This is a genomic window from Streptomyces sp. NBC_01235, assembly GCF_035989285.1.
Classification (GTDB): Bacteria; Actinomycetota; Actinomycetes; order Streptomycetales; family Streptomycetaceae; genus Streptomyces.
The window spans coordinates 6,267,873-6,290,717 of sequence record NZ_CP108513.1 but is presented as its reverse complement, the minus strand read 5'-3'; the positions used below and the strand labels follow the sequence as shown (position 1 = coordinate 6,290,717).

The following is a 22,845-nucleotide window of genomic DNA, read 5'->3' as shown; positions in this document are numbered from 1 at the left end:
CCGCCGTCGCGTCCGTGCAGGTCTGATCAGCGGTTGTTGTCGAACCTGATCCAGCCGCAGTCCTGCGGCGGGCGGCCCGACTTCTGGCGGCAGACCCAGATCTTGTGGTCGTAGTTCTCGGCCAGGTCGCCGCCGGTCGAGGCGCTGATCCAGGTGCATCCGTTGTTCGTGGTGGTGTCGGTGATGGTGTAGCGGACCGAGTCGTCGGAGAGGCGGACCGCCTTCGCGTAGGCCTTGTAGCCGTCGGCGTCCAGGTCGCACAGCTGGAGGACGTCGCCGTCCTCGTCGAACTGGATGCGGGCGCCGGCCTGGCCGCCGTCGGTGGAGTACGCCTTGAGGTCCCAGTCCCGGGCCGCGTCAGCCGGCGTGGTGGTCGCCAGGACGCCGGCCAGAGCCGCGGCGAGGACAGGAAGGCCCATGCGCATCGATTGCTTGAATTTCATGCCGTCCCTGCGTTGTCTGCGTTGCGCAGTTTCTTTCTGGCGCAGGTGAGAGTAGCAAGGGGGATGTCGATGTCCGAGGCGGGACACACGCCGCACCGTTCGGCACCGGTCCCTCCCCTCGTGCGGACCGCTGCCGAACGGTGCGGACGGCGTCGACCGCGCCCGCCTGATGCGTTGTCGATCGCGCCCGATTGATGCGCTTCTGCCTCGGGATCCTGCCAGCTGAGGCCCGAACCGAGGAGGATCCGATGTCCGGTCAGCCCCTTCTCCGCAGGTCAGCCATATAAAGTGGGTTTTCCGGTCCGGATTCCAGGTGCACGGGAAGTAAGGGGTGGAGGCCTTGGGTTCCGACTCGGGGGCACGCACAGCCTTCGCGGAACGACTCGCGCTGCTGTACAGGGAGGCCGGCAATCCTCCCCTCAAGCGCGTGTCAGAGGCGGTCGTCCGGCTGCGGCGGGTCGACGAACGCGGGCGGCCCGTACGGGTGTCCGCCCAGCGGATCAGCGACTGGCGACGGGCCCGGAACGTGCCGGCCCAGTTCGCCGCCCTCGCCGCGGTGCTGCACGTCCTGATACCCGAGGCGCGCCGCGCGCGGCCCGCGCCGGTGTCCACCGGTCTGTACGACCTCGCCCAGTGGCAGCGGCTGTGGGAGCGGGCGGTGGCCGATCCGGTCGTCGGCGATGCCCCCGTCGCCTCCGTGGAGGAGGAGGAACGGCCCGCCGCCGAAGGGTCCGGCGTCCCCGGGGGCGTGTGCCCGTACCGGGGGCTCGCCTCGTACCGCGAACAGGACGCCCGGTGGTTCTTCGGCCGGGAGCGGAGCACGGACGCCCTCGTCGCCCAGCTCCGCGCGGCGGAACGGACGGGGGGCCTGGTCATGCTGGTCGGCGCCTCCGGCGCGGGGAAGTCCTCGCTGCTCAGCGCCGGCCTCGTGCCGGCCCTGCAGAACGGCGCGCTGGGCCCCGCGATGGACGGCGCGTCGGTCGGCGCGCCGGCCGGGCAGGACGGCGGGACGAAGGTCCTGCAGCTCGTGCCCGGCGCGGATCCCCTCGCCGAGCTGACCCTCCGCATCCCCGAACTCGCCGCCGTCACCGCCGAGGAGCCCGACACCCCGCGCTTCGCACGGGCCGTGCGGGAGGCCGTCGCCGCATGGGCCGGGCACGGCTCCCCCTCGTCCTCCTCCCCCTCGTCCTCCTCCCCCGCTCCCTCCTCCACCCGCCCCGTCATCATCGTCGACCAGTTCGAAGAGGCCTTCACCCTCTGCCCCGACGAAGCCGGCCGGCGTCTCTTCATCCAGCTCCTGCACGCCGCCTGCACCCCGGCGGACCGCGACCACACGGACGAACCCGGCAACCCGCCCCCCGTCCCCCCCGTCCTCGTGGTCCTCGGCATCCGCGCCGACTTCTACGAGCAGTGCCTCAGCCACCCCGAGCTCTCCGACGCCCTCCAGCACCGGCACATGGTGCTCGGGCCGCTGACCACCCCCGAACTGCGTGAGGCGGTGACCGGGCCGGCCAGGGCCGTGGGGCTGGAGCTGGAACCCGGACTGGCGGAGCTGATCATCCGTGAGGTGACCGTCGACGGGCCGCGCGGAGCGCACGCCGGCGTGCTGCCCCTGCTCTCGCACGCCCTGCTCGCCACCTGGCAGCGCCGGAAGGCGGGGCGGCTGACGCTGGCCGGCTATCGCGCGGCGGGCGGCATCCAGGGCGCGGTGGCGGCGACCGCCGAACGGGCCTGGTCCGGGCTCGACCCCGCCGCCCGGACCGCGGCGCGGCTGCTCCTGCTGCGGCTGGTCCGGCTCGGTGAGGACACCCAGGCCACCCGGCGTCGGGGCACGCGCCGTCAGCTCGCGGAGGAGTCGACCGATCCCGGCAAGACGGAGGAGTCGCTCGAGGCGCTGGTGCGCGCCCGTCTCGTGACCCTGGACGCGGAGACCGTCGAGATCACCCACGAGGCGCTGCTGCACGCCTGGCCCCGGCTGCGCGACTGGATCGACGAGGACCGCAGCGACCATCTGCTGCGCCAGCGGCTGGAGGAGGACGGCCGGGCCTGGGAGGGCTCGAACCGCGACTCGGCGCTGCTCTACCGTGGTTCCCGGCTGGAGCAGGCCCGCGGTTGGGCGAAGTCCGCCGGCAACACCTTCCTGACCCGCAGCGCGGTGGAGTTCCTGGCCGCGTCGGTCCGGCTGCGCAGGCGCACGGTGTGGATCTTCCGGAGCGCGGTGTCGGCGCTGGTGGTGCTGGCGATCCTCGCCGTCGGCGCGGCCTTCGTCGCGTGGCAGCAGCGCAACGACGCCGTGTTCGAACAGGTGGTCGCGGAGGCCGACCGGGTCCAGTACACGGATCCGTCGCTGTCCGCCCAGCTCGACCTGGTGGCGCACGACCTGCGGCCGGACGACGAGGGCACGGGCAATCGCCTGGTCTCGATCGTGAACGCGCCGCTGGCCACGCCGCTGCTCGGCCACACCGGCGCCGTCTACCTCACCTCGTTCAGCCCCGACGGCAAGGTCCTGGCCACCGCCAGCTACGACCGCACCGTCCGGCTGTGGGACGTGAGCGACCGGTCCCACCCCAAGCCTCTTGGCAAGCCCCTCATCGGCCACAAGAGCTGGGTGAGCAGCGCGGTGTTCAGCCCGGACGGCGACACCCTCGCCAGCGCCGGCGACGACGGCACCGTCCGCCTGTGGGACGTCCGCGACCCCGCTCACCCACGCGCGCTCGGGGCGCCCCTGACCGGCCACACCGGCACGATCTACCTGCTCGCGTTCAGCCCGGACGGGCGGACGCTGGCCTCGGCCGGCGAGGACGACACCGTACGGCTGTGGGACATGACCGACCCCGGCCGGGTCCGCCCGCTCGGCGCACCGCTGACCGGGCACACGGCCGCCGTGCGCTCCGTGGCGTTCAGCCCCGACGGCAGGCTCCTCGCGGCGGGCGGCGACGACAACACGATCCGGCTGTGGGACACGGCCGACCCGCGCCACGCCAAGCGGCTCGACGCGGTCCTCACCGGTCACACCGACACCGTCCACTCCCTGGACTTCAGCCCCGACGGCGACACCCTCGCCAGCGGCAGCGCGGACGACACCATCCGGCTGTGGAACGTCACCGACCCACTGCGCGCGACCCAGCTCGGCGCACCGCTGGCCGGGCACACCGGTCCCGTGTGGTCCGTGGCCTTCAACCCGGCCGGGACGCTGCTCGCCGCGGGCAGCGCGGACAGCACCGCCAGCCTGTGGAACGTCAGCGACCCGGCCTATCCCTCGGAGGTCGGCGAGCCGCTGGCGGGCAGCAGCGGGGAGATGTACGCCGTCGGCTTCAGCCCCGACGGCAGCACCCTCGCCACCGGCAGCGGCGACAGCAAGGTCCGGCTGTGGTCGATCCCGACGTCGGACATGATCGGCCGCAGCGGCTCCTTCCGCCCGGACGGGCGGGTGCTCGCCACGGCCGCCCGCGACGGCCGGGTCCGGCTGTGGAACGTGGCGGACCCCGACCGGCCCGTCGCGCTGAGCGCGCCGTTCATGCCCGGCGACGGCGGCGAACGCACCCTCGCGTTCTCGCCCGACGGCCGCACCCTCGCGGTGCTGACGGCCAACCGGGCGGTGTACCTGTGGAACGTCACCGACCCGGCGCGGCCGGCCTCCTACGGGCCGCCCGTCGAACTGCGCGGCCGGTTCATGGGCCCGGACGCGCTGGCCTTCGCCCCGGACGGGCGCACCCTGGCGACCGCCTACGACGACCGCACCGTCCAGCTGTGGGACGTCGCCGACCCCTCCCACCTGGCTCCGCTCGGCGCCCCGCTCACCGGCCACAAGGGGTTCGTCAACTCCCTCGCCTTCAGCCCGGACGGCCGCACTCTCGCCAGCGGCGGCGCCGACCACACCGTACGGCTCTGGAACGTGACCGACCCCCGGCACGCCGCCCCGCTCGGCTCGCCGCTCACCGGGCACGTCGGCCCGGTCAACGCGCTCGCCTTCAGCCCGGACGGCCATACGCTGGCCAGCGGCAGCGACGACGACACCGTACGGCTGTGGGACATCACCGACCCGGCCGAGGCGACCCGGCGCGGCTCGCCCCTCACCGGCCACACGGAAGCCGTCGTGTCGCTGACCTTCAGTCAGGACGGCGACACCCTCGCCAGTGGCGGCAACGACAACACGGTCCGGCTGTGGAACGTGACCGACCCGGCCGAGGCCTCCCCCATCGGGCAGTCGATGAGCCCCAACGCCAAGACCGGAAACTTCCTGTCGTTCAGTCCCAACAGCCACCTGCTCGGTGTCTCCAGCGGCGCCGACACCGTACGGCTGTGGAACCTGGACGTCGACGCGGCGATCCGCCGCATCTGCGCGACCACGCGGGGCGTGCTGACGGCGGAGAAGTGGCACGAGTACCTGCCCAGGCTCTCGTACGAGCCTCCGTGCGAGGAGTAGGTGACGGTTGAACAAGGGCGGCGGCGTGACAGTGATCCCGATCACAACGGCGTGGCAGCTGAGAAGTCGGCTCCCGTCCGACCGGCTGCCTTGTTAGCCTTGGCCATAGCCCGGTCGCTGGTGCATCCCCCGTCGCCAGCGACCGGGCCCTTTCGTGCCCGGTGACCTGGGATCGCGCGCCGAGCCCCTTAGGCTGGTGCCGTGTCCAAGGCCTACCGAGTGATCGCCGTCCGTGACAACGGCAGGCACCAGTGGGAGAAGGACCGGGCCCGCTGCCCGGAGACCACCCGTGCCGCGACCGGGGCGACGGAACGCGACACCGGCCTCGGCTCCGGGGAACTGGTCTTCCACGCCGAGTACCGGCAGATCGAGGCGCCCCGGACACTCGCGGACGCGTTCGGCGTCCCGCCGGGCACCCTGCTCCTGGAACGCTCCTACCGGACGCGCCGCGCCACCGAGCACGCACCCCTCAGCCTCGTGACCTCCTACCTAGTCCACGCCATGATCGCCGCGAACCCCGCCCTCCTGGACGAGAACAGGGAGCCGTGGCCCGGCGGCACCCAGAGCCAGCTGCACACCGTCGGCATCGAGGTGGACCGCGTCGAGGAGCGTCTCACCGCCCGCCCGCCGACACCGCAGGAGGCACGGGAGCTGGACCTGCCGTCCGGGTCGCCGGTGATCCTGCTCCGCAAGACGTCGTACGACATCGACGACCGTGTGGTGAACGTCTCCGACGTCACGCTGCCCGGCGACCGCACGGAACTGCTCTTCACCACCCGTCTGGAAAGGTGGTGAGTGCCGCCGTGAGCCGGCGCGTCGTCATCGTCACCGCTGTGCACGCCCCTGCGGCCCGGTACCTGCCCGAGGCCTACGAGTCGCTGCGCGCACAGGAGTTGCCCGCCGGGTGGGAGTGGCGGTGGGTGATCCGCGAGGACGGCACGACGGACGAGGTCGCGCCGTACGTGCCCGTCGACGACACCCGCGTGACGTTCCGTCAGGGGCGGCCCGGCGGCCCGGGAGTCGCCCGCACGCTCGCGCTCGCGCACGTTGAGGGCGAGTACGTGAAGGTCCTGGACGCCGACGACCGGCTCGCGCCCGGCGCCCTCGCCCGCGACCTGGCCGCCCTGGAAGGCGACCCGGGCCTCGGCTGGGCCACCTCACGCGTCCTCGACCTGCTGCCGGACGGCTCCACGGTCGGCTTCCCCGGGGACCCGGCCGAGGGGCCGGTCGAGCGGGGGGCGGTACTCGATCACTGGAAGGCCCACGACTTCCGCGCGCAGGTGCACCCCGCGAGCCTCTTCGCCCGACGGGACCTCCTGACCGCCCTCGGCGGCTGGATGGCCCTGCCCGCGTCCGAGGACACCGGGCTGCTGCTGGCGCTCAACTCGGTGAGCCGCGGCTGGTTCTCGGCGGAGGTCGGGCTGTACTACCGCAAGTGGGACGGCCAGGTGACGGGCCAGGCCTCGCACGTCGACCCCGCCGAGCGGGAGGCGCGCATGGCCGTCGTGGAGGCCAGGGCCCGAGCGCTGACCTCCTTCCACTGGAGCTACCCGACGGCCTCCCCGGCCTCCCCTGCCCGAGGTTGATGCCCGCACCGGTCACTCGACCGGCGCGCCGGCCACCGCCATCCAGTGGGCGACCCGGCGCAGCGTGGTCTCGTCGACCCGGTCGACCAGGGTCCGGACGGCCGTCACGTCGTCCGGGGTGAGGTCGTAGAGGCCGGCCTTGCTCAGGCCCGCCATGAGGACCTGGTGCCGGCGGTCCTCCATCCGTTCCGCGAGCCTGGCGTGACCGGGGCGGGCGGCGCCTTCGCCGTCGCCGTCGGCCGCTGGTTCGGCCGGTGGTTCGGGCAGCGGTTCGGCCGACGGCGGGGAGGCCGAGTCGAAACGCTGCCACTCACCGTCCTTCGGACCCCACAGGGTGACGGCCACCTCGTCGCCCCGGGCCCGTTTGACCTGGCTCATCTCGCCGATCGCATACAGCACGGGCATGCGGTCGGGGGATTCGGCGGCCTGCCGCCAGGACGCCGAGGACGGGTCGTAGAACATCGCCACCCAGCGGGGGTCCCCCGGCGGCCGGGGGCTGTGGGAAGGACGGGTCGAACGGTCCGGGCCGGTCTCCATGGCGCTCACCCCTTCTGTGTCGGCACGTGCGTCGGCGCGGCAGACGATGTCTGTCGGCGCGGCAGACGATATCTGACGGACCGTCAGCTCACCAGACACGGAGCGGCAGGGGCGTGCCCGCCGGGCTACTCGGCCGCCGCCGCGACCGCCGCCCGGGCCCGCGCCCGGAAGGCCTCCAGCTTGTCCACCGGCTCCGACAGCTGCCGGCTGCGGGGACGGATGCTGACGTCGTGCCCCGCGGCGGCCCTGCGCAGGGCGCCCACCGTGGCCTGCTCCCGCGGGACGTGGCCGAAGGGGTCGAAGGAGTACCAGCGCATCGCGTTCTCGTGGGTCATCCTGGCGATGTCGCCGTCCGGGACGGAGCAGTCCCGCAGCACTTCGTGCAGCTGCTCGGGCGCGTCCGGCCACAGGGAGTCGCTGTGCGGGTAGTCGCCCTCCCAGGCGATGTTGTCGATGCCGATGTCGTGCCGGAGCCGCACGCCCAGCCTGTCGGTGATGAAACAGGTCAGGAAGTGCTCGCGGAAGACCTCGGAGGGCAGCTTGCCGCCGAAGTCCTGGAGGGTCCAGGCGGCGTGCATCTCGAAGGTGCGGTCCACGCGCTCCAGGAAGTACGGGATCCACCCCGTACCGCCCTCCGAGAGCGCGATCCGCAGGCCGGGAAACTCCTTGAGGACCCGGGACCACAGCAGATCGGCGGCGGCCTGGACGAGGTTGATCGGCTGGAGGGTGATCATCACGTCGGGCGGCGAGTCGACGGCCGGGATGACGAGGCGCCCCGAGGAGCCGATGTGGATGGACAGCACGGTGCCGGTGTCGCAGGCCGCCTGCCACAGGGGGTTCCAGTAGGGGTCGTGGAAGCTCGGTAACCCCATGACGGCCGGGTTCTCGGGAAAGGTCATCGAGTGACAGCCCTTCGCCGCGACCCTTCGCAGCTCGGCCGCGCACAGTTCGGCCTCCCAGATGGCGGGCAGGGCCATGGGGATGAACCGTCCGGGATACGCCCCGCACCACTCGTCGATGTGCCAGTCGTTGTAGGCGCGCACGAGGGCGAGCGAGAACTCGGAGTCCTCGGCGGCGAACATCCGCGCCGAGAAACCGGGGAACGACGGGAAGTTCATCTGGGCGAGGACACCGCCGGCGTTCATGTCCTTGACCCGCTCGTGGACGTCGTAGCAGCCGGGCCGGATCTCGTCCATGCCCTGCGGATCGAGGCCGTACTCCTCCTTCGGCCGCCCGGCCACGGCGTTGAGCGCGGCGTTGCCCACGGTGTTGTCGCGGAACTGCCACACGTCGCTGCCGTCCTCACGGTGGACGAGACGCGGGGCGTCGTCGCGGTACCGCTTCGGCAGGTGGTTCACGAAGATGTCCGGCGGCTCGATGATGTGGTCGTCCACGCTGATCAGGATCAGGTCGTCCCGTTCCATGATTCGTTTCCTTCCGGGCGTTCAGAGCGCGCGAGCAGGACCCTCTCTGTAAACGTAAATTACATTCTCACCAAGGGAGACTCAACCTTCCGAACGACACCGACCCTTGAAGGGAAGGGGGTTCGGAACGGTTGGTAATGGCTTGGAAAGGGTTCGGAAGGTTTCAGACGCCGCCGACGCCGTCGCGGGTGAGCGCCGCTTCCCGGTGGTCGTTGCAGCGCGGGAGGGCGGCGCCCTCGGCCGCCGGGTGCCTCTGGTGAGCCTGGAGGGCGGCGCTGACCAGCGTCATGAGCAGGTCGATGTCCGTCTCGCACTCCAGGTGGACGGTCACCCACGGCGACCCCGGCAGCAGCCGGACGGCCGTGGAATGCCTCAGGTCCCTCTCGAACCGCCGGATCGCCTTGGCGGTGAGATGCAGGTCGACACTCATGTCGGAATGGAAGTGCACGATCTCGACGCCGCCCGAGCGCAACGCCCGACCGGTGCCGCAGCTGGGCCGGCCCTCCGCGAGGTCCGGCCAGGTCGCCAGTCGTGTCAAGGCACGCGAGGCCGCCGTCATGGCCCCATCATGAGGCGCTCACCGCCCGGCCACCAGAGGTTGAGGGAGGCGTAACCGGGACGTAGCGCGGGGTGGTTGCCGGGATCCGTTCGAATGCGGCCAGCCGTACAGGCTGTTGACGTCTCACGGCCCCACCGGTTCCGCGTCAACCGGGTACCGGTGACGGTCGGTCTTCCTCACCCACCGGGGCCTCGTTCCCGAGGGGCCGGTGGGTCGCTGTCACGGGAGCATGGGGCCGTGCCCTTCCACCTCGACAATCAACAGCTCCGCAGCATCGAGATGGTCGAACGCCTCCACGCCCGTCGTGACGCGATCCACCGGCAATCGCCAGAGGCGGGCCGGCCGCCTACGCGGTGTGGCACGACCGCATCGAGCGTACGTGGCTCTGACGGCGGGAAAGACCTGACCGGTGACTCACCCCGTCCGCCATCCGGTCAGTTGTTCCACGACTCGTCGTAAGGGTCCCGCGGCGTCGCGGTCGGCTTGGCGGTGGTGATCTTGATGAAGGGGATCGGGCCGTCGTTGACCGGGTCGTGGGTGGTGCGGGGGGTGTAGGTGCCGGTGATGGTCAGCCAGGCGTCCGGCTGGAGGACCGGGGGGATGTCACCGGTCAGGCCGACCTTGACCGGCTGGGCATCGGCGGCACAGCAGTTGAGGGCCATGCGGACCAGGTACGGGGTGCCGTCGTGGTCCAGGGCGACGAAGCCGGTGAGCTGGACCTCGCGGCCGGCGAGGGTGCGGCCGTGGTCGTAGACGGCTCGGCCCGCGTAGTCGACGACGCTGAGCGGGAGCGGGTTCGTCGCGGGGAGGGCGGGATAGGCGAGGGGCTCCTGCAGCGCCGTGCCGGTACGGGTCGCGCTGTACGAGCCCAGGGCCGGCGGGGCGACCAGGATCAGCGCCAGGAGGGGGAGGATCAGGAGCCAGGAGACGCGGGGTTCGGGGTGGGCGTGGGCCTTCACGTCCACTGCGCCCTCTGCCCGCTCGACGCCCTTGTCTCCCTCGGCGTCCTTCTGCTGGTGCTTCGTCCTCCTGCGCTCGTACCACGCCGTCGCCAGTGCCGTCCCGATCAGGACCGCGCCGGACGCCAGCAGGAGCGGCTGCAGGCCCGCCTTGACGTAGCGGAGGTAGAGGTCGGTGGTGCCGGCGTGGAGGAGGGCCGCGCCGAGGAGGAAGAGGACGGCCGCCTGGGACTGTCGGTTCACAGGAGTATCCATCCCGTCAGGACCGCCGACGCGATGGCCAGCACGAACGTCGCCGGGGCGAAGCGCAGGGCGAAGCCCCGGCCGAACGTGCCCGCCTGCATCGCGAACAGCTTGAGGTCGATCATCGGGCCGACCACCAGGAAGGCCAGCTTGGCCGTGAGGGAGAACTCGGTCAGGGACGCGGCGACGAAGGCGTCCGCCTCCGAGCAGATGGAGAGGACCACCGCGAGGACGGCGAGGGTCAGGACCGCCAGCAGCGGGTTGTCGGCCGCCGTGCGCAGCCACTCCTGCGGGGCGACGGCCTTCAGGGTCGCCGCCGCCATCGCGCCCACGACCAGGAAGCCGCCGGCGTGCATCACGTCGTGCCGGACCGAGTCCCAGAACGCCGCGCCCTTCGTCTCCCCCTCGTGCGGCGCGTGGGCCGGCAGGCGCAGCCAGTCCGTGCGGCCGAGCCGCTGCCACAACCAGCCCATCACGCACGCCACGAGCAGGCTGGCCACGAAACGGGCCAGCACCATCTCGGGGTTGCGGGGGAACGCCACGGCCGTCGCCGTCAGCACGATCGGGTTGATCGCCGGGGCGGAGAGGAGGAAGGCGAGGGCCGCGGCCGGGGTCACACCCCGGCGGACCAGGGCGCCGGCCACCGGCACCGACGCGCACTCGCAGCCGGGCAGCACAGCGCCCGCGACCCCGGCGACCGGGACGGCGAGCGCGGGGCGGGAGGGGAGCGCGCGGGCGAAGAAGGAGGGTGGCACGTAGACGGCGATCGCCGCCGACAGCAGCACCCCCAGCACCAGGAACGGCAGGGCCTGGACGACGACCGCCACGAACACGGTCGTCCAGCTCTGCATCACCGGGGCGGACAGCGCACGGCGGACGGGGCTCTGCAGCAGCACCATCAGGAGCAGCAGCATGGTCAGGACGAGGGGCGAGGTCAGCCGCCTGGGCTCGTCCGGCGCGGGCGGTGTCTCCCGTCGGTCGTGGCGCGTGCCCTCGACGGGCGGGGCCGCTTCGGTGACGGCCGTCGCTTTGGTGATGGCCACGGGTCGCGCGCCTCCCGCTTCCGTGTTCGCCCTGCTGCCTGTGCTGTCGGTTTCCTGCATTCCCTCCCCTTTCATACGGGAGTTCCGCGCCGGTTGTTCATGTCTGTTCATGTCGTCCGTGGAACCTCCCGTACCGGTGAGGCAGTCTTCTCCCTCGTGGGGAGCGTTCCGAATCAGGGTCAGCCGCCGCCGGGCGCCGCCGGCGCGCACATGGTGGTGTGCGGCGACGACGGTCTCGCGCACCGGCTCGCCGCCGAGCTGCGGGGCGTGTACGAGGAACAGGTCACACTCGTCGTGCCGCCCGCCGAGCGGACGGTACGGCCGCCGGTCGTCGGGCGGGCCCGGGCGGTGTCGGCGGCGCTGCTCGACCGCGTGGTGAGCGCGGCCGTCAACCGGGCGGCGGGCAACGGCACACCGGCCGCCGCCCCGAGCGAACCCGTGGGCGGCCAGCGGACGTTGGAGGCCGTCGAGGCCACCGAGGCGGTGCTCGCCGAGGCGGGCGTGGAGCGGGCCGCCGCGCTGGCGCTCGTGTACGACGACGACGAGACCAACATCCGCGCCGCCCTCACCGCCCGCCGGCTCAACCCCAGGCTGCGGCTCGTCCTGCGGCTCTACAACCGGCGGTTGGGCCAGCACATCGAGGAACTCCTCGACCAGGCAGCCGCGTTGGCCGTCGAAGGAGAGCCGGGTTCCGGGCACTCCGGGTATTCCGGGTATTCCGGGGGCGACGCCTCCACCACCGTCCTGTCCGACGCCGACACCGCCGCTCCCGCGCTCGCCGCGACCGCCGTCGCCGGCACCACCAAGGTCGTCCAGACCAACGGGCTCCTGCTGCGCGCCGTCGAACGGCCGCCGGCCGGGCCCGGGGAGTCCGACCCGCCGGGCCTGCCCACGCTCGCGCTGCTGTCGGCGAACGGCAACGACCCGGCCTTCGCGGACGGTTCCGAGACCAGCGGCGAGCAGGGGCCGCTGCTGCTGCCCGACGCGGCGGCGGTGCGGGAGGCGGCCGCGTCCGGCCGGCGCGGGTCGGTCGTCCTGGAGCAGGTCGCGTACTCCGCCGGGCCCGCGTTGCCGTCGGGGCGGGGGGTCGGGGTGGTGGCGCCGTTCGCCTCGCTGTTCTCGCGGCGGCTGAGATGGTCGCTGGCCGGTCTTGTCGGGTGCGTGTTCGCGCTGGCGGTGGCGTTGTGGCTGGCGACCGGGATCCATCCGCTTGGCGCGCTGTATCTGACCCTGCTGGACCTCTTCTCCATCAACGACCCGGCGATCGGCTCGACCACCGAGCGGCAGGTCCTCCAACTCCTCTCCGGGCTGGTCGGGTTGCTGCTGCTGCCGGTGCTGCTGGCGGCGGTTCTGGAGGCGCTCGGGACGTTCCGCGGGGCGGGGGCGCTCCGCCGGCCGCCCCGCGGCCTGGGCGGCCACGTCGTACTCCTCGGCCTGGGAAAGATCGGCACCCGGGTACTGATCCGCCTGCGCGAGCTGAACATCCCCGTGGTGTGCGTCGAGGCGGGACCCGAGGCACGCGGACTCGCGGTGGCCCGGCGGCTACGGGTGCCGGTCGTCCTGGGCGACGTCACGCAGGAGGGCGTCCTGGAGGCCGCGAAGATCCACCGCGCGCACGCGCTGCTCGCGGTGACCAGCAGCGACACGACGAACCTGGAGGCCGCGCTGTACGCCCGGTCCCTGCGCCCCGATCTCCGCGTGGTACTCCGCCTGTACGACGACGACTTCGCGACCGCCGTCTACCGCACCCTGCGCGCCGCGCACCCCCAGGCACTGACCCGCAGCCGCAGCGTGTCGCACCTGTCGGCCCCGTCGTTCGCCGGGGCGATGATGGGCCGCCAGATCCTGGGAGCGATCCCGGTGGAACGGCGGGTGCTGCTCTTCGCCGCCCTGGACGTCGGCGGGCACGCACAACTGGAGGGCAAGACGGTCGGCGAGGCGTTCCGGGCGGGCTACTGGCGGGTGCTGGCCCTGGACACCGGGCGCGAAGGCCAGGGCGGCTCCGGCCTGGTGTGGGACCTGTCCGACACACGTGTCCTGAAGAGCGAGGACCGGGTGGTGCTGGCGGCTACTCGACGGGGGCTGGCGGAGCTGCTGCGACGACGGGGGCGTAGGGCTGCGGGGGCGTAAGGCGGCGGGGGCGTAAGGCTGCAGGGGCGTAAGGCTGGGTCGGCGCTTCATGGCCCCCGCCTCATGGCCCGCGCCGCCCCTTGATGAGTACCGCCTGTCGACGCGTCCCGTTCTCCAGCGGTGGCCGGAGCCACTACGCTCCTCCGGCGAACGGATTGCCGTGTCCGGGAAGCTGCCCGCCCGGCGGCACATACCGCAGCCGCCCGTTCCGGTCGGTCACCGGCGTGAACCCGGCGGCCCGCAACTGGCTGGTGTACTTGGCTCTGTAACGTCGGCTGTAGGCGAGCAGGACGGGCAGCAGGGCCATGAGCGCGGCCCAGACGATGACGACGATGACGGCTGCGGCGGTGTCCGCGCGGAGCCTGAATCCGATGGCCGCGGCGGACGTGGTGAGGAAGAAGACCAGCATCCCCATCCGCAGCTTGTCGGTGTGCTGACTGCCGCTGTCGACCACCATGCGGGCCTTGAGGAGATCGATCGCGTCGGGCACGTCGGGCGGCAGCGCGACACCGTCGCTCGCGTCGGGGTACCGCGCACGGTTCTGCGCAGCGCGCTGTCGGCCCTGCGGGCTGAGGTCGGGCACGATGAACAGCGCGAACTTGTTGTCGCCGGTCATCTGCAGGTCCGCGTACGTGTACCCGAACTGCTCGGCGATGAAGGCGAGTCGGGCGAGTCCCTTCCATGTCGTCATGGAGATGACGATCTGAACGGGCTCCCCGCCTGCCATCTTCCGCAGCATTTTCCGCACATGCTTCTTACTCACCGGTGCCCCCGTCGCTCAGTCCACGCAGTCTGCCACCACCGGCATGCTCATGCAGGGACAGGACCGGACGGATCGACGCGGCCTTGCCGGTCGCCACTGGCCGTGTGAGGCGCTCGAAAAATCGGTGGAACAGCGCCGCTGTGCGCCACTACCGTGCTGCCGAACCAAGTCGTCTGGGCAAGGACGTGCCGTTGTACACCGTGTGAGACCTCCTGAGAGCTGATTGGTCGCGCGTCGCGCATCTGCGCCGCGCTGCTTTTTGCTGCGGATTTCTCACACTGAAACCGGTGTACTTCTGTGCTCAACATCTGGGTGGTCATGCCCACCTGCCTGCCGACCGTTCGCCGCCGTTGCCACGCGTGCGCGTCCGAACGCTTCCTGGCCAACGGAAAATTTCGCGTCAACGCCAACCACAAGCTCCTCGACGCCTGGCTCCTCGTGCTCTGCACCGCTTGCGGGGACACGGCGAAGCTCACGGTCCTGGAGCGGATGAACGTGCGCTCCGTACGACCCGAGCTGCTGGACCGCATGCACGACAACGACCCTGGCCTGGCAGCTGAGCTGCTCCAGGATCCGGTCGTGCGGCGCCGTAATCGCATCGCCCTGGACTGGGACAACGCCTGGCGCCTCGACACCGGCGGATCGGATCACCTGGACCGCGAGGTGATCGACGTCTCGGTCCGCTTCGCGGCGCGCATCCCTGTCCGTCCGGTGCGACTGATCGCTGAGGGTTGCGGTCTTTCGCGGGCCGAGGTCGAGAGACTGATCACGGAGGGCAAACTCGTTTCGGCGGTCCGGCTGAGCGGCAAGCTCTCCGGCGACTTCACCTTCACGCTCAAGCACTGAGCCCTCCTCGGAACCAGGGGCCTGTCCGGCAGGATCCGCCGGACAGGCCCTGGACCGGCCTTGATCGTCCGCCGGCAGTGACGAAGCTGGAATTCCAGCGGTTCTGGTTCTGGTTCTGGTTCTGGTCAGACGTACTGCTCGACCCATGCCTGGCCGTCGATGGCCGCGGCGGCGAGACGCATGGCACCTCGGGCAACGACCAGTTCGCGTCAACGCCGCGGGCGAGGCGTTCGGACCAGCCATCGCTATCGATCGCCAAGCGCGGCCCCGCCCGTTCACTCGAAGAACCGCCCGCCTACCCCAAGTGCCTCTCCGCGAACTCCAGTTCCAGGCGTACCTGCTTGATGCGTTCGTCCACCACCAGGGAGCCGTGGCCCGCGTCGTAGCGGTAGACCTCGTGGACCGCTCCCCTCGCCTCCAGGCGCTTGACGTAGTTGTCGATCTGGCGGATGGGACAGCGGGGGTCGTTCACGCCGGCCGAGATGTAGACGGGGGCCCGGACCTTGTCGACGTAGGTCAGGGGGGACGAGGTCTCGAAGCGGTCGGGGACCTCCTCCGGGGTGCCGCCCAGCAGGGTGCGGTCCATCGCCTTCAGGGCCTCCATCTCGTCGTGGTAGGCCGTGACGTAGTCGGCGACGGGGACGGCCGCGATGCCCAGGGTCCATGCGTCGGGCTGGATGCCGATGCCGAGGAGGGTGAGGTAGCCGCCCCAGGAGCCGCCGGTGAGGATCAGGCGGGCGGGGTCCGACAGCCCGGACGAGACGGCCCATTCGCGGACCGCCTCGATGTCCTCCAGCTCGATCAGGCCCACCCGGTGCTTCAGGGCGTCCGTCCAGGCGCGGCCGTAGCCCGTGGAGCCTCGGTAGTTGACGCGGACGACCGCGTAGCCGTGATCCACCCAGGCCGCCGGGGCCGCCGCGAAGGAGTCGCTGTCGTGCCAGGTCGGGCCGCCGTGGATGTCGAAGACGGTGGGGAGGGGACCGGAGACGCCCTGCGGCCTCTGCACCAGGGCATGGATGCGGCCTCCGGGGCCGTCCACCCACACGTCCTCCACGGGGACCGAGCCGGGGGACTTCAGGCCGGGCGGGTCGAGCACCACCTCGCCGGTCGTGGAGCGGACCGCCGGCGGCTGGGCCGCGGACGACCACAGGTACTCCACGCTGCCGTCCGGGCGGGCCGTCGCCCCGGACACCGTGCCCGCGGGGGTCGCCACCTTCACGAGCTCGCCGTCGGCGAGGTCGTAGCGGAACAGCTCGCTGCGGGCCTCGAAGCTGTGCACGACGAGCAGGCCCGAGCCGTCCGGGTACCACTCGGCGCTGACGTCGCCCGGCAGGTCCAGGGCCAGGTCCGTCTCCGAGCCCGTCGCCACGTCCCAGACCAGCGGTTCCCAGCGGCCCCGCCGCTGATGCCCGATCAACAGCCTCGTGTCACCGTCGACCGGGGCGAAGCCCAGCACCTCCAGGCCCAGCTCCTCGGTGCCGCCGCGGGTGTCGTCCAGGTCGGCGACCGTCGTGCCGTCCGGGCGCAGGACGCGCAGCGCGGAGTGCATCGCGTCGCCGTGCTCGGTGTGTTCGATCGCGATCAGGGTGCCGTCGTGGGACAGGTCGCCCACGCCCGCAGACTCTCTGTGGCGGTACAGCTCGAAGGGGGGCTCGCCGGCCCGCGTCACGTGGATCGTCGTGCCGTCCTCGTCCGTCGAGCGGCCGACCACCGCCGTACGGCCGTCCCTGCTCAGCGCCAGACCCGCAGGGTAGGAAGGGTCCAGGCCCGGGGTCGCCGGTTCGTCCTCGCCGCCCTTGAACGGCTGGCGGCGCCAGACGCCGAACTCGTCGCCGTCCTTGTCGTCGAACCACCAGATCCACGCGCCGTCCGGGGAGAGCACGCCGTCCGTCGTGCCGTTCGCCCGGTGCGTCACCTGACGCTGGTCGCCCGTGGACCGGTCCCAGGCGTACAGCTCGTACGTCCCCGTCGCGTTGGACACGAACAGGGAGTGGTCGGGCGCGTCCTCCGCCCAGTCGGGCAGCGACACCCGGGGCGCCCGGAAACGCTTCTCCCAGTCCGGCATCTCTTCGTACCGCTCCGGTGCGGCGGACCCGTTGCTCTCAGTCATGACCCCATACTGCCCGTCCGCGACGACAATCGACCTCCACAGCCCCCAGCCTGTGGACAACTCCCACCGTCTTCGCACCTACTGCGCACCGACGAGCCTCACCCCGCCAGCCGGTCCCCCGCGCCCGCCCCGTACCGTGGAGGGCGTGTACCGGTTTCTGCTGACTCCCCGCTGGTGGGGGATCAACGTCTTCGTGCTGCTGGCCATCCCCTTCTGCGTGTTCATGGGGTCCTGGCAGCTGAGCCGGTTCGAGGCGCGGGTGGACGACCACCGCGCCGCGAAGGCGCAGGCCGAGTCCGCCGGTACGGAGGCCGCGCGGCCGCTGGCCCGGCTGCTGCCCGTGGACAAGGCGACCTCGGGCAAGCAGGCCACCGCCACCGGGCGCTACGGCACGCAGTTGCTGGTGCCCGATCGGGAACTCGACGGGAAGAACGGGTTCTATGTGCTGACCCTGCTGCGGACCGACGGCGGCAAGGCGCTGCCCGTCGTACGCGGCTGGCTGCCGGGCGGCGCCGACTCCGCGAAGGTCCCGGCGCCGCCCGCCGGCGAGGTCACCGTGACCGGCGCGCTCCAGGCCTCCGAGCAGCCCGGCGACAACGGAGTGAGCGCCCGGGGCGGTCTGCCGGCCGGGCAGACCGCGGCGATCAGCGCGGCGTCGCTCGTCAACCTCGTGCCGTACGACCTCTACGACGCCTGGGTCACCCTCGACACCGCAGACCCGGGGATGACGGCGGTGCCCGCGAAGGCGGCGGCCGACACGGGGCTCGACCTGAAGGCGTTCCAGAACCTGGGCTACACGGGCGAGTGGTTCGTCTTCGCCGGGTTCGTGGTGTTCATGTGGTTCCGGCTGCTGCGCCGCGAGGTGGAGTTCGCGCGGGACGCGGAGCTCGGGATCGTCCCCGAGGAGGCCGCCGGGTCGGCGGTTCACGAGGAGGCCAGCACGCCCGTCCGGTAGATCGTCCCGGAGCACGCGTTCGACACCGTCGCCTTGGCCGTCGGCGAGCCGCCCTCGGCCGTGTACGACACGACGACACTGCCGTCGGCCGTGCCGTCCGCGGTGAGCAGCTGGGCCGAGGTGCCGGAGGTGGTCTCGCCGGTCGTGGTCGACGGCTCGGTCGGGGTCGGCGACGGGGATGCCGTACCGCCGCTGTCGCCGCCGCTGGTGCTGCCCGTGGTGGGGCAGGTCGCGGAGGGCGCCCAGGCGAACTTCACCTCGTAGGCGGAGCCGGGGGCGAGGGTGTGCTGGGTGACGTAGAGGGAGGGGTCGGGCAGGCCGGCCGCCGCGTCCCCGGAGGTGTGCTCGACCACGGTGATCTTCGTGGCGTCCGCTGCGCCCTGCGCGTCGAACGTCACGGAGACGGCGCCGCCGACGACACAGGCGGCGCTGGAGGAGTTCGTGACGCGGAAGGTGCCGTAGACGATGCCTGCCGCGTCGGGGACGTCGACGGCGGGGGTGCCGGCCTCGAGCTGGGACGGCCCGCAGGCGGCCGCGCTCATCAGCGGACCGGCGGTGGGGCCGCTGCCGCTGGAGGCGGTGCCGCCCGCGGACTCCTTGCCCTGGCCGGAGTCGGTGGCGCCGCCCTTGCCCAGCTCATCGGTCTTGCCGGAGGAGTCGCCGACCCTGCCCGAGGAGCCGCCGTCGGGGTTCTTGCCCTGATCCGCGCCTCCCTGCGCCTGTGAGGCCTGGCCGGCGATGGAAGGGTTGGCATCGGAGCTGCCCGCGGCCGAGACGTGCAGCACGGCCGGGACGGCGGTGCCGAGGAAGAGGGCCGCGGCCGCCATGCCGACGGCTGCCTGCCGCTTGCGGGCCCGGCGGACGGGGACGGCTCGCCGCAGGTGGTCCAGGGTGCCGTCACGCGGCTCCATCTCCTGGACGGCGTCGTGCAGCATCCGGCGCAGTGCCAGCTCGTCCGAGTCGAGCCCGTCGGGGCCCTGGTCGTCGAGGTGGTGGTTCACGGTTGAGTTCCCAGCGTGCGATTGCTTCGGCTCTTGTGTGCCCGACGAGTGCGGCGGGGTCGACGGGCCCGGTGGGCCCTGCGGACCCGACGAGGTCATCGGCTCGTGGCTGTCGTGGTCCCCGTGACGGTCGTGACCGTTGTGGCTCTCGTGGGGGCCCCGCCCTTCGGCCTCCCTGCTCACGCCGGAGCCTCCATGGCTATGCGCAAAGCAGCGATGCCGCGCGAGCCGTACGCCTTGACCGAGCCGAGGGAGACGCCGAGGGTCTCGGCGACCTGGGCCTCGGTCATGTCCGCGAAGTAGCGCAGCACGAGGACCTCGCGCTGACGGCGCTGGAGGCCCTTCATCGCCTTGATGAGCGAGTCGCGCTCCAGCTGGTCGTAGGCGCCCTCCTCCGCGCTGGCCATGTCCGGCATCGGCTTGGAGAGCAGCTTCAGGCCGAGGATGCGGCGGCGCAGGGCGGAACGGGAGAGGTTGACGACCGTCTGACGGAGGTAGGCGAGGGTCTTCTCCGGGTCGCGGACGCGCTTGCGCGCGGAGTGGACGCGGATGAAGGCCTCCTGGACGACGTCCTCGCAGGAGGCGGTGTCGTCGAGGAGGAGGGCGGCGAGACCGAGCAGCGAGCGGTAGTGCGCCCGGTAGGTCTCGGTGAGGTGGTCGACGGTGGTACCGGCCGCCACGATCTCTTCGACGCCGTCACGCTGGCTGGGTACGCGGGCGGGCCGCGCTGCGGGCATGGGCGCGATCACCGGCATGCCGCCGGGCGCGCCGGACATGCGGGGTCGGAGGGTGCCGCGCGGCGGCCGGAGAGCCGCGCCGCGGGGCGCCACTGGGAGTTCGAGTACCTCTGCCACGCCAGTTGGACACTCTTCCCCCCGTGGGGGTTGTACGCGTCCGGCGTCACTTTTGCGTCGGCCAAGGCCACGCGCACCCGTCTCATGTGTCCCGCTCTTCCCCTGTATCCCATACGAACGGGCGTCCCCACGCCCAGATCACCGCGTCCCCATACGCTGTGATCGTTCACACATCTGCGCACCCCGAAGGGTGACCCCAAAGACGCTCCCCGCCCTCCGCACGGTTGCGGAGAACGGGGAGGAAAATCTTCTCAGTGAATATTCGGACGGCAAAGGTGTCCAATACAAGTGGTCCGGACCATCGACCGGCTCACATTGCCCGCATCTGTGCCCGCATCCGTGCCCGCATCCGTGCTCACCTCTGCGCGCGCGTCTGTGCTCACCTCTGATCCCAGCGGAGTGCGAGCCCCAGCCGTCACATCAGCCCGTCACATCAGCTCGGCCGCCACCAACTCCGCGATCTGCGCGGTGTTCAGCGCGGCCCCCTTGCGCAGGTTGTCCCCGCACACGAACAGTTCGAGCGCCGTCGGGTCGTCGAGGGCCCGCCGCACCCGGCCCACCCAGGTCGGGTCGGTGCCGACCACGTCGGCGGGCGTGGGGAACTCCCCCGCCGCCGGGTTGTCGAAGAGGACGACACCGGGGGCCGTCGCGATGATCTCGCGGGCGCCGTCGACGGTGACCTCGTCCTGGAAGCGGGCGTGGACGGTGAGGGAGTGCGTGGTGACGACGGGGACGCGCACGCAGGTCACGGCCACCGGCAGCTTCGGCAGCCCGAGGATCTTGCGGGACTCGTCCCGCACCTTCATCTCCTCCGACGACCAGCCGTCCTCGCGCAGCGACCCGGCCCACGGGACGACGTTCAGCGCGACCGGCTCCGGGAACGGCCCGGTGTTGTCACCGACGGCCCGCCGCACGTCACCGGGGCTGGTGCCCAGCTCGGTGCCGGCGACCAGCGACATCTGCTGCCGCAGTGTCTCGACCCCGGCCCACCCGGCCCCGCTCACCGCCTGGTAGGAGGACACGACCAGCTCGCGCAGCCCGTACTCGGCGTGCAGCGCGCCCAGGGCGACGATCATCGACAGGGTCGTGCAGTTGGGGTTGGCGACGATCCCGCGCGGCCGGGTCCGCACCGCGTGCGGATTGACCTCGGGGACGACCAGCGGCACGTCCGGGTCCATCCGGAAGGCGGCGGAGTTGTCCACCACGACCACGCCCTTGGCGGCGGCGATCGGTGCCCAGTGCGCGGCGACCTCGTCGGGGACGTCGAACATGGCGACGTCGACCCCGTCGAAGACCTCCTCCGACAGGGCCAGCACCTCGATCTCCGCGCCGCGCACGGCCAGCTTGCGGCCGGCCGAGCGCGGGGAGGCGACGAGTCTGATCTCGCCCCAGACGTCCGCCCGCTGGGACAGGATCTGGCGCATGACGGTGCCGACGGCTCCGGTCGCCCCCACGACCGCGAGCGTCGGCCGCCTGCGGGCGGACGTCACATGCTGGACGGCCATCAGCGGCCGGTGCCTCCGTAGACGACGGCTTCGTCGCTGTCGGAGTCGAGCCCGAAGGCGGTGTGCACGGCGCGCACGGCCTCGTTGACGTCGTCGGCGCGCGTCACGACCGAGATACGGATCTCGGAGGTCGAGATGAGCTCGATGTTCACGCCCGCGTCGGCCAGGGCCTTGAAGAAGTCGGCCGTGACGCCCGGGTTGGTCTTCATCCCGGCGCCGACCAGGGAGATCTTGCCGATCTGGTCGTCGTAGCGCAGCGAGTCGAAGCCGATGCCGGACTTGTTCTTCTCCAGGGCGTCGATGGCCTTGCGGCCCTCGGCCTTGGGGAGGGTGAAGGAGATGTCGGTCAGGCCGGTCGACGCGGCCGACACGTTCTGCACGATCATGTCGATGTTGATCTCGGCGTCGGAGATCGTGCGGAAGATCGCGGCGGCCTCGCCCGGCTTGTCCGGCACACCGACGACCGTGACCTTGGCCTCGGAGGTGTCGTGCGCGACACCGGAGATGATGGCCTGCTCCACCGGCTTGTCCCCTTGCTGCTGTGTCTTTTGAACGAGTGGCTCACTGCTGACCCACGTGCCCTGGAGTCCGCTGAAGGACGAGCGGACGTGGATCGGGATGTTGTAGCGGCGGGCGTACTCCACACAGCGGTGGAGCAGCACCTTGGAGCCGGAGGCCGCGAGCTCCAGCATGTCCTCGAAGGCGATCCAGTCGATCTTCCGCGCCTTCTTCACCACGCGCGGGTCGGCGGTGAACACGCCGTCGACGTCGGTGTAGATCTCGCAGACCTCGGCGTCCAGCGCGGCGGCGAGGGCGACGGCCGTGGTGTCGGACCCGCCGCGCCCCAGCGTGGTGATGTCCTTCTTGTCCTGGCTGACACCCTGGAACCCGGCGACGATGGCGATGTTGCCCTCGTCCAGCGCGGTCCGGATGCGGCCCGGCGTGACGTCGATGATCCGCGCTTTGTTGTGGACCGAGTCGGTGATGACGCCTGCCTGGCTGCCGGTGAAGCTCTGGGCGCTGTGGCCCAGGTTTTTGATCGCCATGGCCAGCAGTGCCATGGAGATCCGCTCTCCGGCGGTCAGCAGCATGTCGAACTCTCGTCCGCTGGGCATCGGAGATACCTGCTCGGCGAGATCGATCAGCTCGTCCGTCGTGTCGCCCATCGCGGAAACGACGACGACCACCTGGTGGCCGTTCTTCTTCGCTTCCACGATCCGCTTGGCGACGCGCTTGATGCCCTCGGCATCGGCTACGGAGGAGCCTCCGTACTTCTGCACGACAAGGCCCACGTGCGCTCCTCGCTCAGTTTGTTCGTTTCCGCACATACGCCCTTGTACTGCGGGTCGGCTCAGTCTAACGAGCGCCCGAAATCCGCCTCCCGGTTCCCGCATGGTGAGACTCGCTCGGTGAGGCTCGCGGGAGGTGTCGGAAGGGGTTCCGGACACGCGTCACAGAACC

17 protein-coding genes and 1 pseudogene are annotated in these 22,845 nt (G+C 71.7%); 6 read left to right on the top strand and 12 right to left on the bottom strand.

Translation table 11 applies throughout. The annotated features are described in order from the left end of the window. Window positions 1-26 precede the first annotated feature (26 nt). Complete coding sequence (locus OG289_RS28185; protein ID WP_327316843.1) at window positions 27-443, bottom strand: hypothetical protein; 417 nt, start codon at window positions 441-443, stop codon at window positions 27-29. Window positions 444-774: 331 nt separating this feature from the next. Here OG289_RS28185 and OG289_RS28180 point away from each other — a divergent pair, with 331 nt between their 5' ends. From OG289_RS28180 to OG289_RS28170, 3 genes and pseudogenes are all read left to right on the top strand, one after another. Beyond that, complete coding sequence (locus OG289_RS28180) at window positions 775-4,869, top strand: nSTAND1 domain-containing NTPase (protein WP_327316842.1); 4,095 nt, start codon at window positions 775-777, stop codon at window positions 4,867-4,869. A gap of 216 nt (window positions 4,870-5,085) precedes the next feature. Beyond that, window positions 5,086-5,664, top strand: a pseudogene (locus OG289_RS28175) (UTRA domain-containing protein); the annotation flags it as partial. A gap of 8 nt (window positions 5,665-5,672) precedes the next feature. Beyond that, a complete protein-coding gene (locus OG289_RS28170; RefSeq protein WP_327316840.1) occupies window positions 5,673-6,455 on the top strand; it encodes a glycosyltransferase family 2 protein in 783 nt (260 codons plus the stop codon). 12 nt (window positions 6,456-6,467) lie between these two features. Here OG289_RS28170 and OG289_RS28165 read toward each other — a convergent pair whose 3' ends face one another. From OG289_RS28165 to OG289_RS28145, 5 genes are all read right to left on the bottom strand, one after another. Continuing rightward, a complete protein-coding gene (locus OG289_RS28165) occupies window positions 6,468-6,992 on the bottom strand; it encodes a hypothetical protein (RefSeq protein ID WP_327316839.1) in 525 nt (174 codons plus the stop codon). A gap of 125 nt (window positions 6,993-7,117) precedes the next feature. Next, window positions 7,118-8,416 carry an amidohydrolase family protein gene (locus tag OG289_RS28160; protein ID WP_327316838.1) on the bottom strand — a complete coding sequence of 433 codons (1,299 nt, stop codon included), beginning with the start codon at window positions 8,414-8,416 and terminating at the stop codon, window positions 7,118-7,120. Window positions 8,417-8,579: 163 nt separating this feature from the next. Beyond that, window positions 8,580-8,975, bottom strand: coding sequence for a luciferase domain-containing protein (locus OG289_RS28155; RefSeq protein ID WP_327316837.1), 396 nt, complete (start codon window positions 8,973-8,975; stop codon window positions 8,580-8,582). A gap of 434 nt (window positions 8,976-9,409) precedes the next feature. Beyond that, window positions 9,410-10,177, bottom strand: a complete 768-nt coding sequence (locus tag OG289_RS28150) for a TIGR03943 family putative permease subunit (RefSeq protein ID WP_327316836.1) — start codon at window positions 10,175-10,177, stop codon at window positions 9,410-9,412. Next, window positions 10,174-11,220, bottom strand: a complete 1,047-nt coding sequence (locus tag OG289_RS28145) for a permease (RefSeq protein ID WP_327316835.1) — start codon at window positions 11,218-11,220, stop codon at window positions 10,174-10,176. Before OG289_RS28145 ends, OG289_RS28150 begins: the two co-directional genes overlap by 4 nt. 210 nt (window positions 11,221-11,430) lie before the next feature. On the opposite strand from OG289_RS28145, the gene OG289_RS28140 reads away from it, so the two are divergent. After that, complete coding sequence (locus tag OG289_RS28140) at window positions 11,431-13,350, top strand: NAD-binding protein (protein ID WP_327320822.1); 1,920 nt, start codon at window positions 11,431-11,433, stop codon at window positions 13,348-13,350. Window positions 13,351-13,483: 133 nt separating this feature from the next. Here OG289_RS28140 and OG289_RS28135 read toward each other — a convergent pair whose 3' ends face one another. Then, window positions 13,484-14,041, bottom strand: coding sequence for a hypothetical protein (locus OG289_RS28135; protein ID WP_327316834.1), 558 nt, complete (start codon window positions 14,039-14,041; stop codon window positions 13,484-13,486). 369 nt (window positions 14,042-14,410) lie between these two features. Here OG289_RS28135 and OG289_RS28130 point away from each other — a divergent pair, with 369 nt between their 5' ends. Then, window positions 14,411-14,959, top strand: a complete 549-nt coding sequence (locus tag OG289_RS28130; RefSeq protein ID WP_327316833.1) for a DUF1062 domain-containing protein — start codon at window positions 14,411-14,413, stop codon at window positions 14,957-14,959. A gap of 295 nt (window positions 14,960-15,254) precedes the next feature. On the opposite strand, the gene OG289_RS28125 is transcribed toward OG289_RS28130, so the two are convergent. Continuing rightward, window positions 15,255-17,069 carry a S9 family peptidase gene (locus OG289_RS28125; protein WP_327316832.1) on the bottom strand — a complete coding sequence of 605 codons (1,815 nt, stop codon included), beginning with the start codon at window positions 17,067-17,069 and terminating at the stop codon, window positions 15,255-15,257. A 145-nt stretch (window positions 17,070-17,214) separates the two neighbouring features. On the opposite strand from OG289_RS28125, the gene OG289_RS28120 reads away from it, so the two are divergent. Continuing rightward, complete coding sequence (locus OG289_RS28120) at window positions 17,215-18,024, top strand: SURF1 family protein (protein WP_327316831.1); 810 nt, start codon at window positions 17,215-17,217, stop codon at window positions 18,022-18,024. Here the strand turns inward: OG289_RS28120 and OG289_RS28115 are convergent. From OG289_RS28115 to OG289_RS28100, 4 genes are all read right to left on the bottom strand, one after another. Then, complete coding sequence (locus OG289_RS28115; RefSeq protein WP_327316829.1) at window positions 17,994-19,025, bottom strand: hypothetical protein; 1,032 nt, start codon at window positions 19,023-19,025, stop codon at window positions 17,994-17,996. The two genes, OG289_RS28120 and OG289_RS28115, sit on opposite strands and share 31 nt — an antisense overlap. Window positions 19,026-19,204: 179 nt before the next feature. Then, window positions 19,205-19,780, bottom strand: coding sequence for a SigE family RNA polymerase sigma factor (locus tag OG289_RS28110; protein ID WP_327320821.1), 576 nt, complete (start codon window positions 19,778-19,780; stop codon window positions 19,205-19,207). A 527-nt stretch (window positions 19,781-20,307) separates the two neighbouring features. Beyond that, a complete protein-coding gene (locus OG289_RS28105; RefSeq protein WP_327316828.1) occupies window positions 20,308-21,384 on the bottom strand; it encodes an aspartate-semialdehyde dehydrogenase in 1,077 nt (358 codons plus the stop codon). Then, window positions 21,384-22,676 carry an aspartate kinase gene (locus OG289_RS28100; protein ID WP_327316827.1) on the bottom strand — a complete coding sequence of 431 codons (1,293 nt, stop codon included), beginning with the start codon at window positions 22,674-22,676 and terminating at the stop codon, window positions 21,384-21,386. Before OG289_RS28100 ends, OG289_RS28105 begins: the two co-directional genes overlap by 1 nt. Window positions 22,677-22,845: the final 169 nt, after the last annotated feature.

What these genes read in the sequence shown, in the direction of transcription:
- OG289_RS28185 (WP_327316843.1), bottom strand. Translation starts at nt 443, where the DNA reads ATGAAATTCAAGCAATCGATGCGCATGGGCCTTCCTGTCCTCGCCGCG.
- OG289_RS28165 (WP_327316839.1), bottom strand. Translation starts at nt 6,992, where the DNA reads ATGGAGACCGGCCCGGACCGTTCGACCCGTCCTTCCCACAGCCCCCGG.
- OG289_RS28160 (WP_327316838.1), bottom strand. Translation starts at nt 8,416, where the DNA reads ATGGAACGGGACGACCTGATCCTGATCAGCGTGGACGACCACATCATC.
- OG289_RS28155 (WP_327316837.1), bottom strand. Translation starts at nt 8,975, where the DNA reads ATGACGGCGGCCTCGCGTGCCTTGACACGACTGGCGACCTGGCCGGAC.
- OG289_RS28140 (WP_327320822.1), top strand. Translation starts at nt 11,431, where the DNA reads ATGGTGGTGTGCGGCGACGACGGTCTCGCGCACCGGCTCGCCGCCGAG.
- OG289_RS28135 (WP_327316834.1), bottom strand. Translation starts at nt 14,041, where the DNA reads ATGACGACATGGAAGGGACTCGCCCGACTCGCCTTCATCGCCGAGCAG.
- OG289_RS28125 (WP_327316832.1), bottom strand. Translation starts at nt 17,069, where the DNA reads ATGACTGAGAGCAACGGGTCCGCCGCACCGGAGCGGTACGAAGAGATG.
- OG289_RS28110 (WP_327320821.1), bottom strand. Translation starts at nt 19,780, where the DNA reads ATGCCGGTGATCGCGCCCATGCCCGCAGCGCGGCCCGCCCGCGTACCC.
- OG289_RS28105 (WP_327316828.1), bottom strand. Translation starts at nt 21,384, where the DNA reads ATGGCCGTCCAGCATGTGACGTCCGCCCGCAGGCGGCCGACGCTCGCG.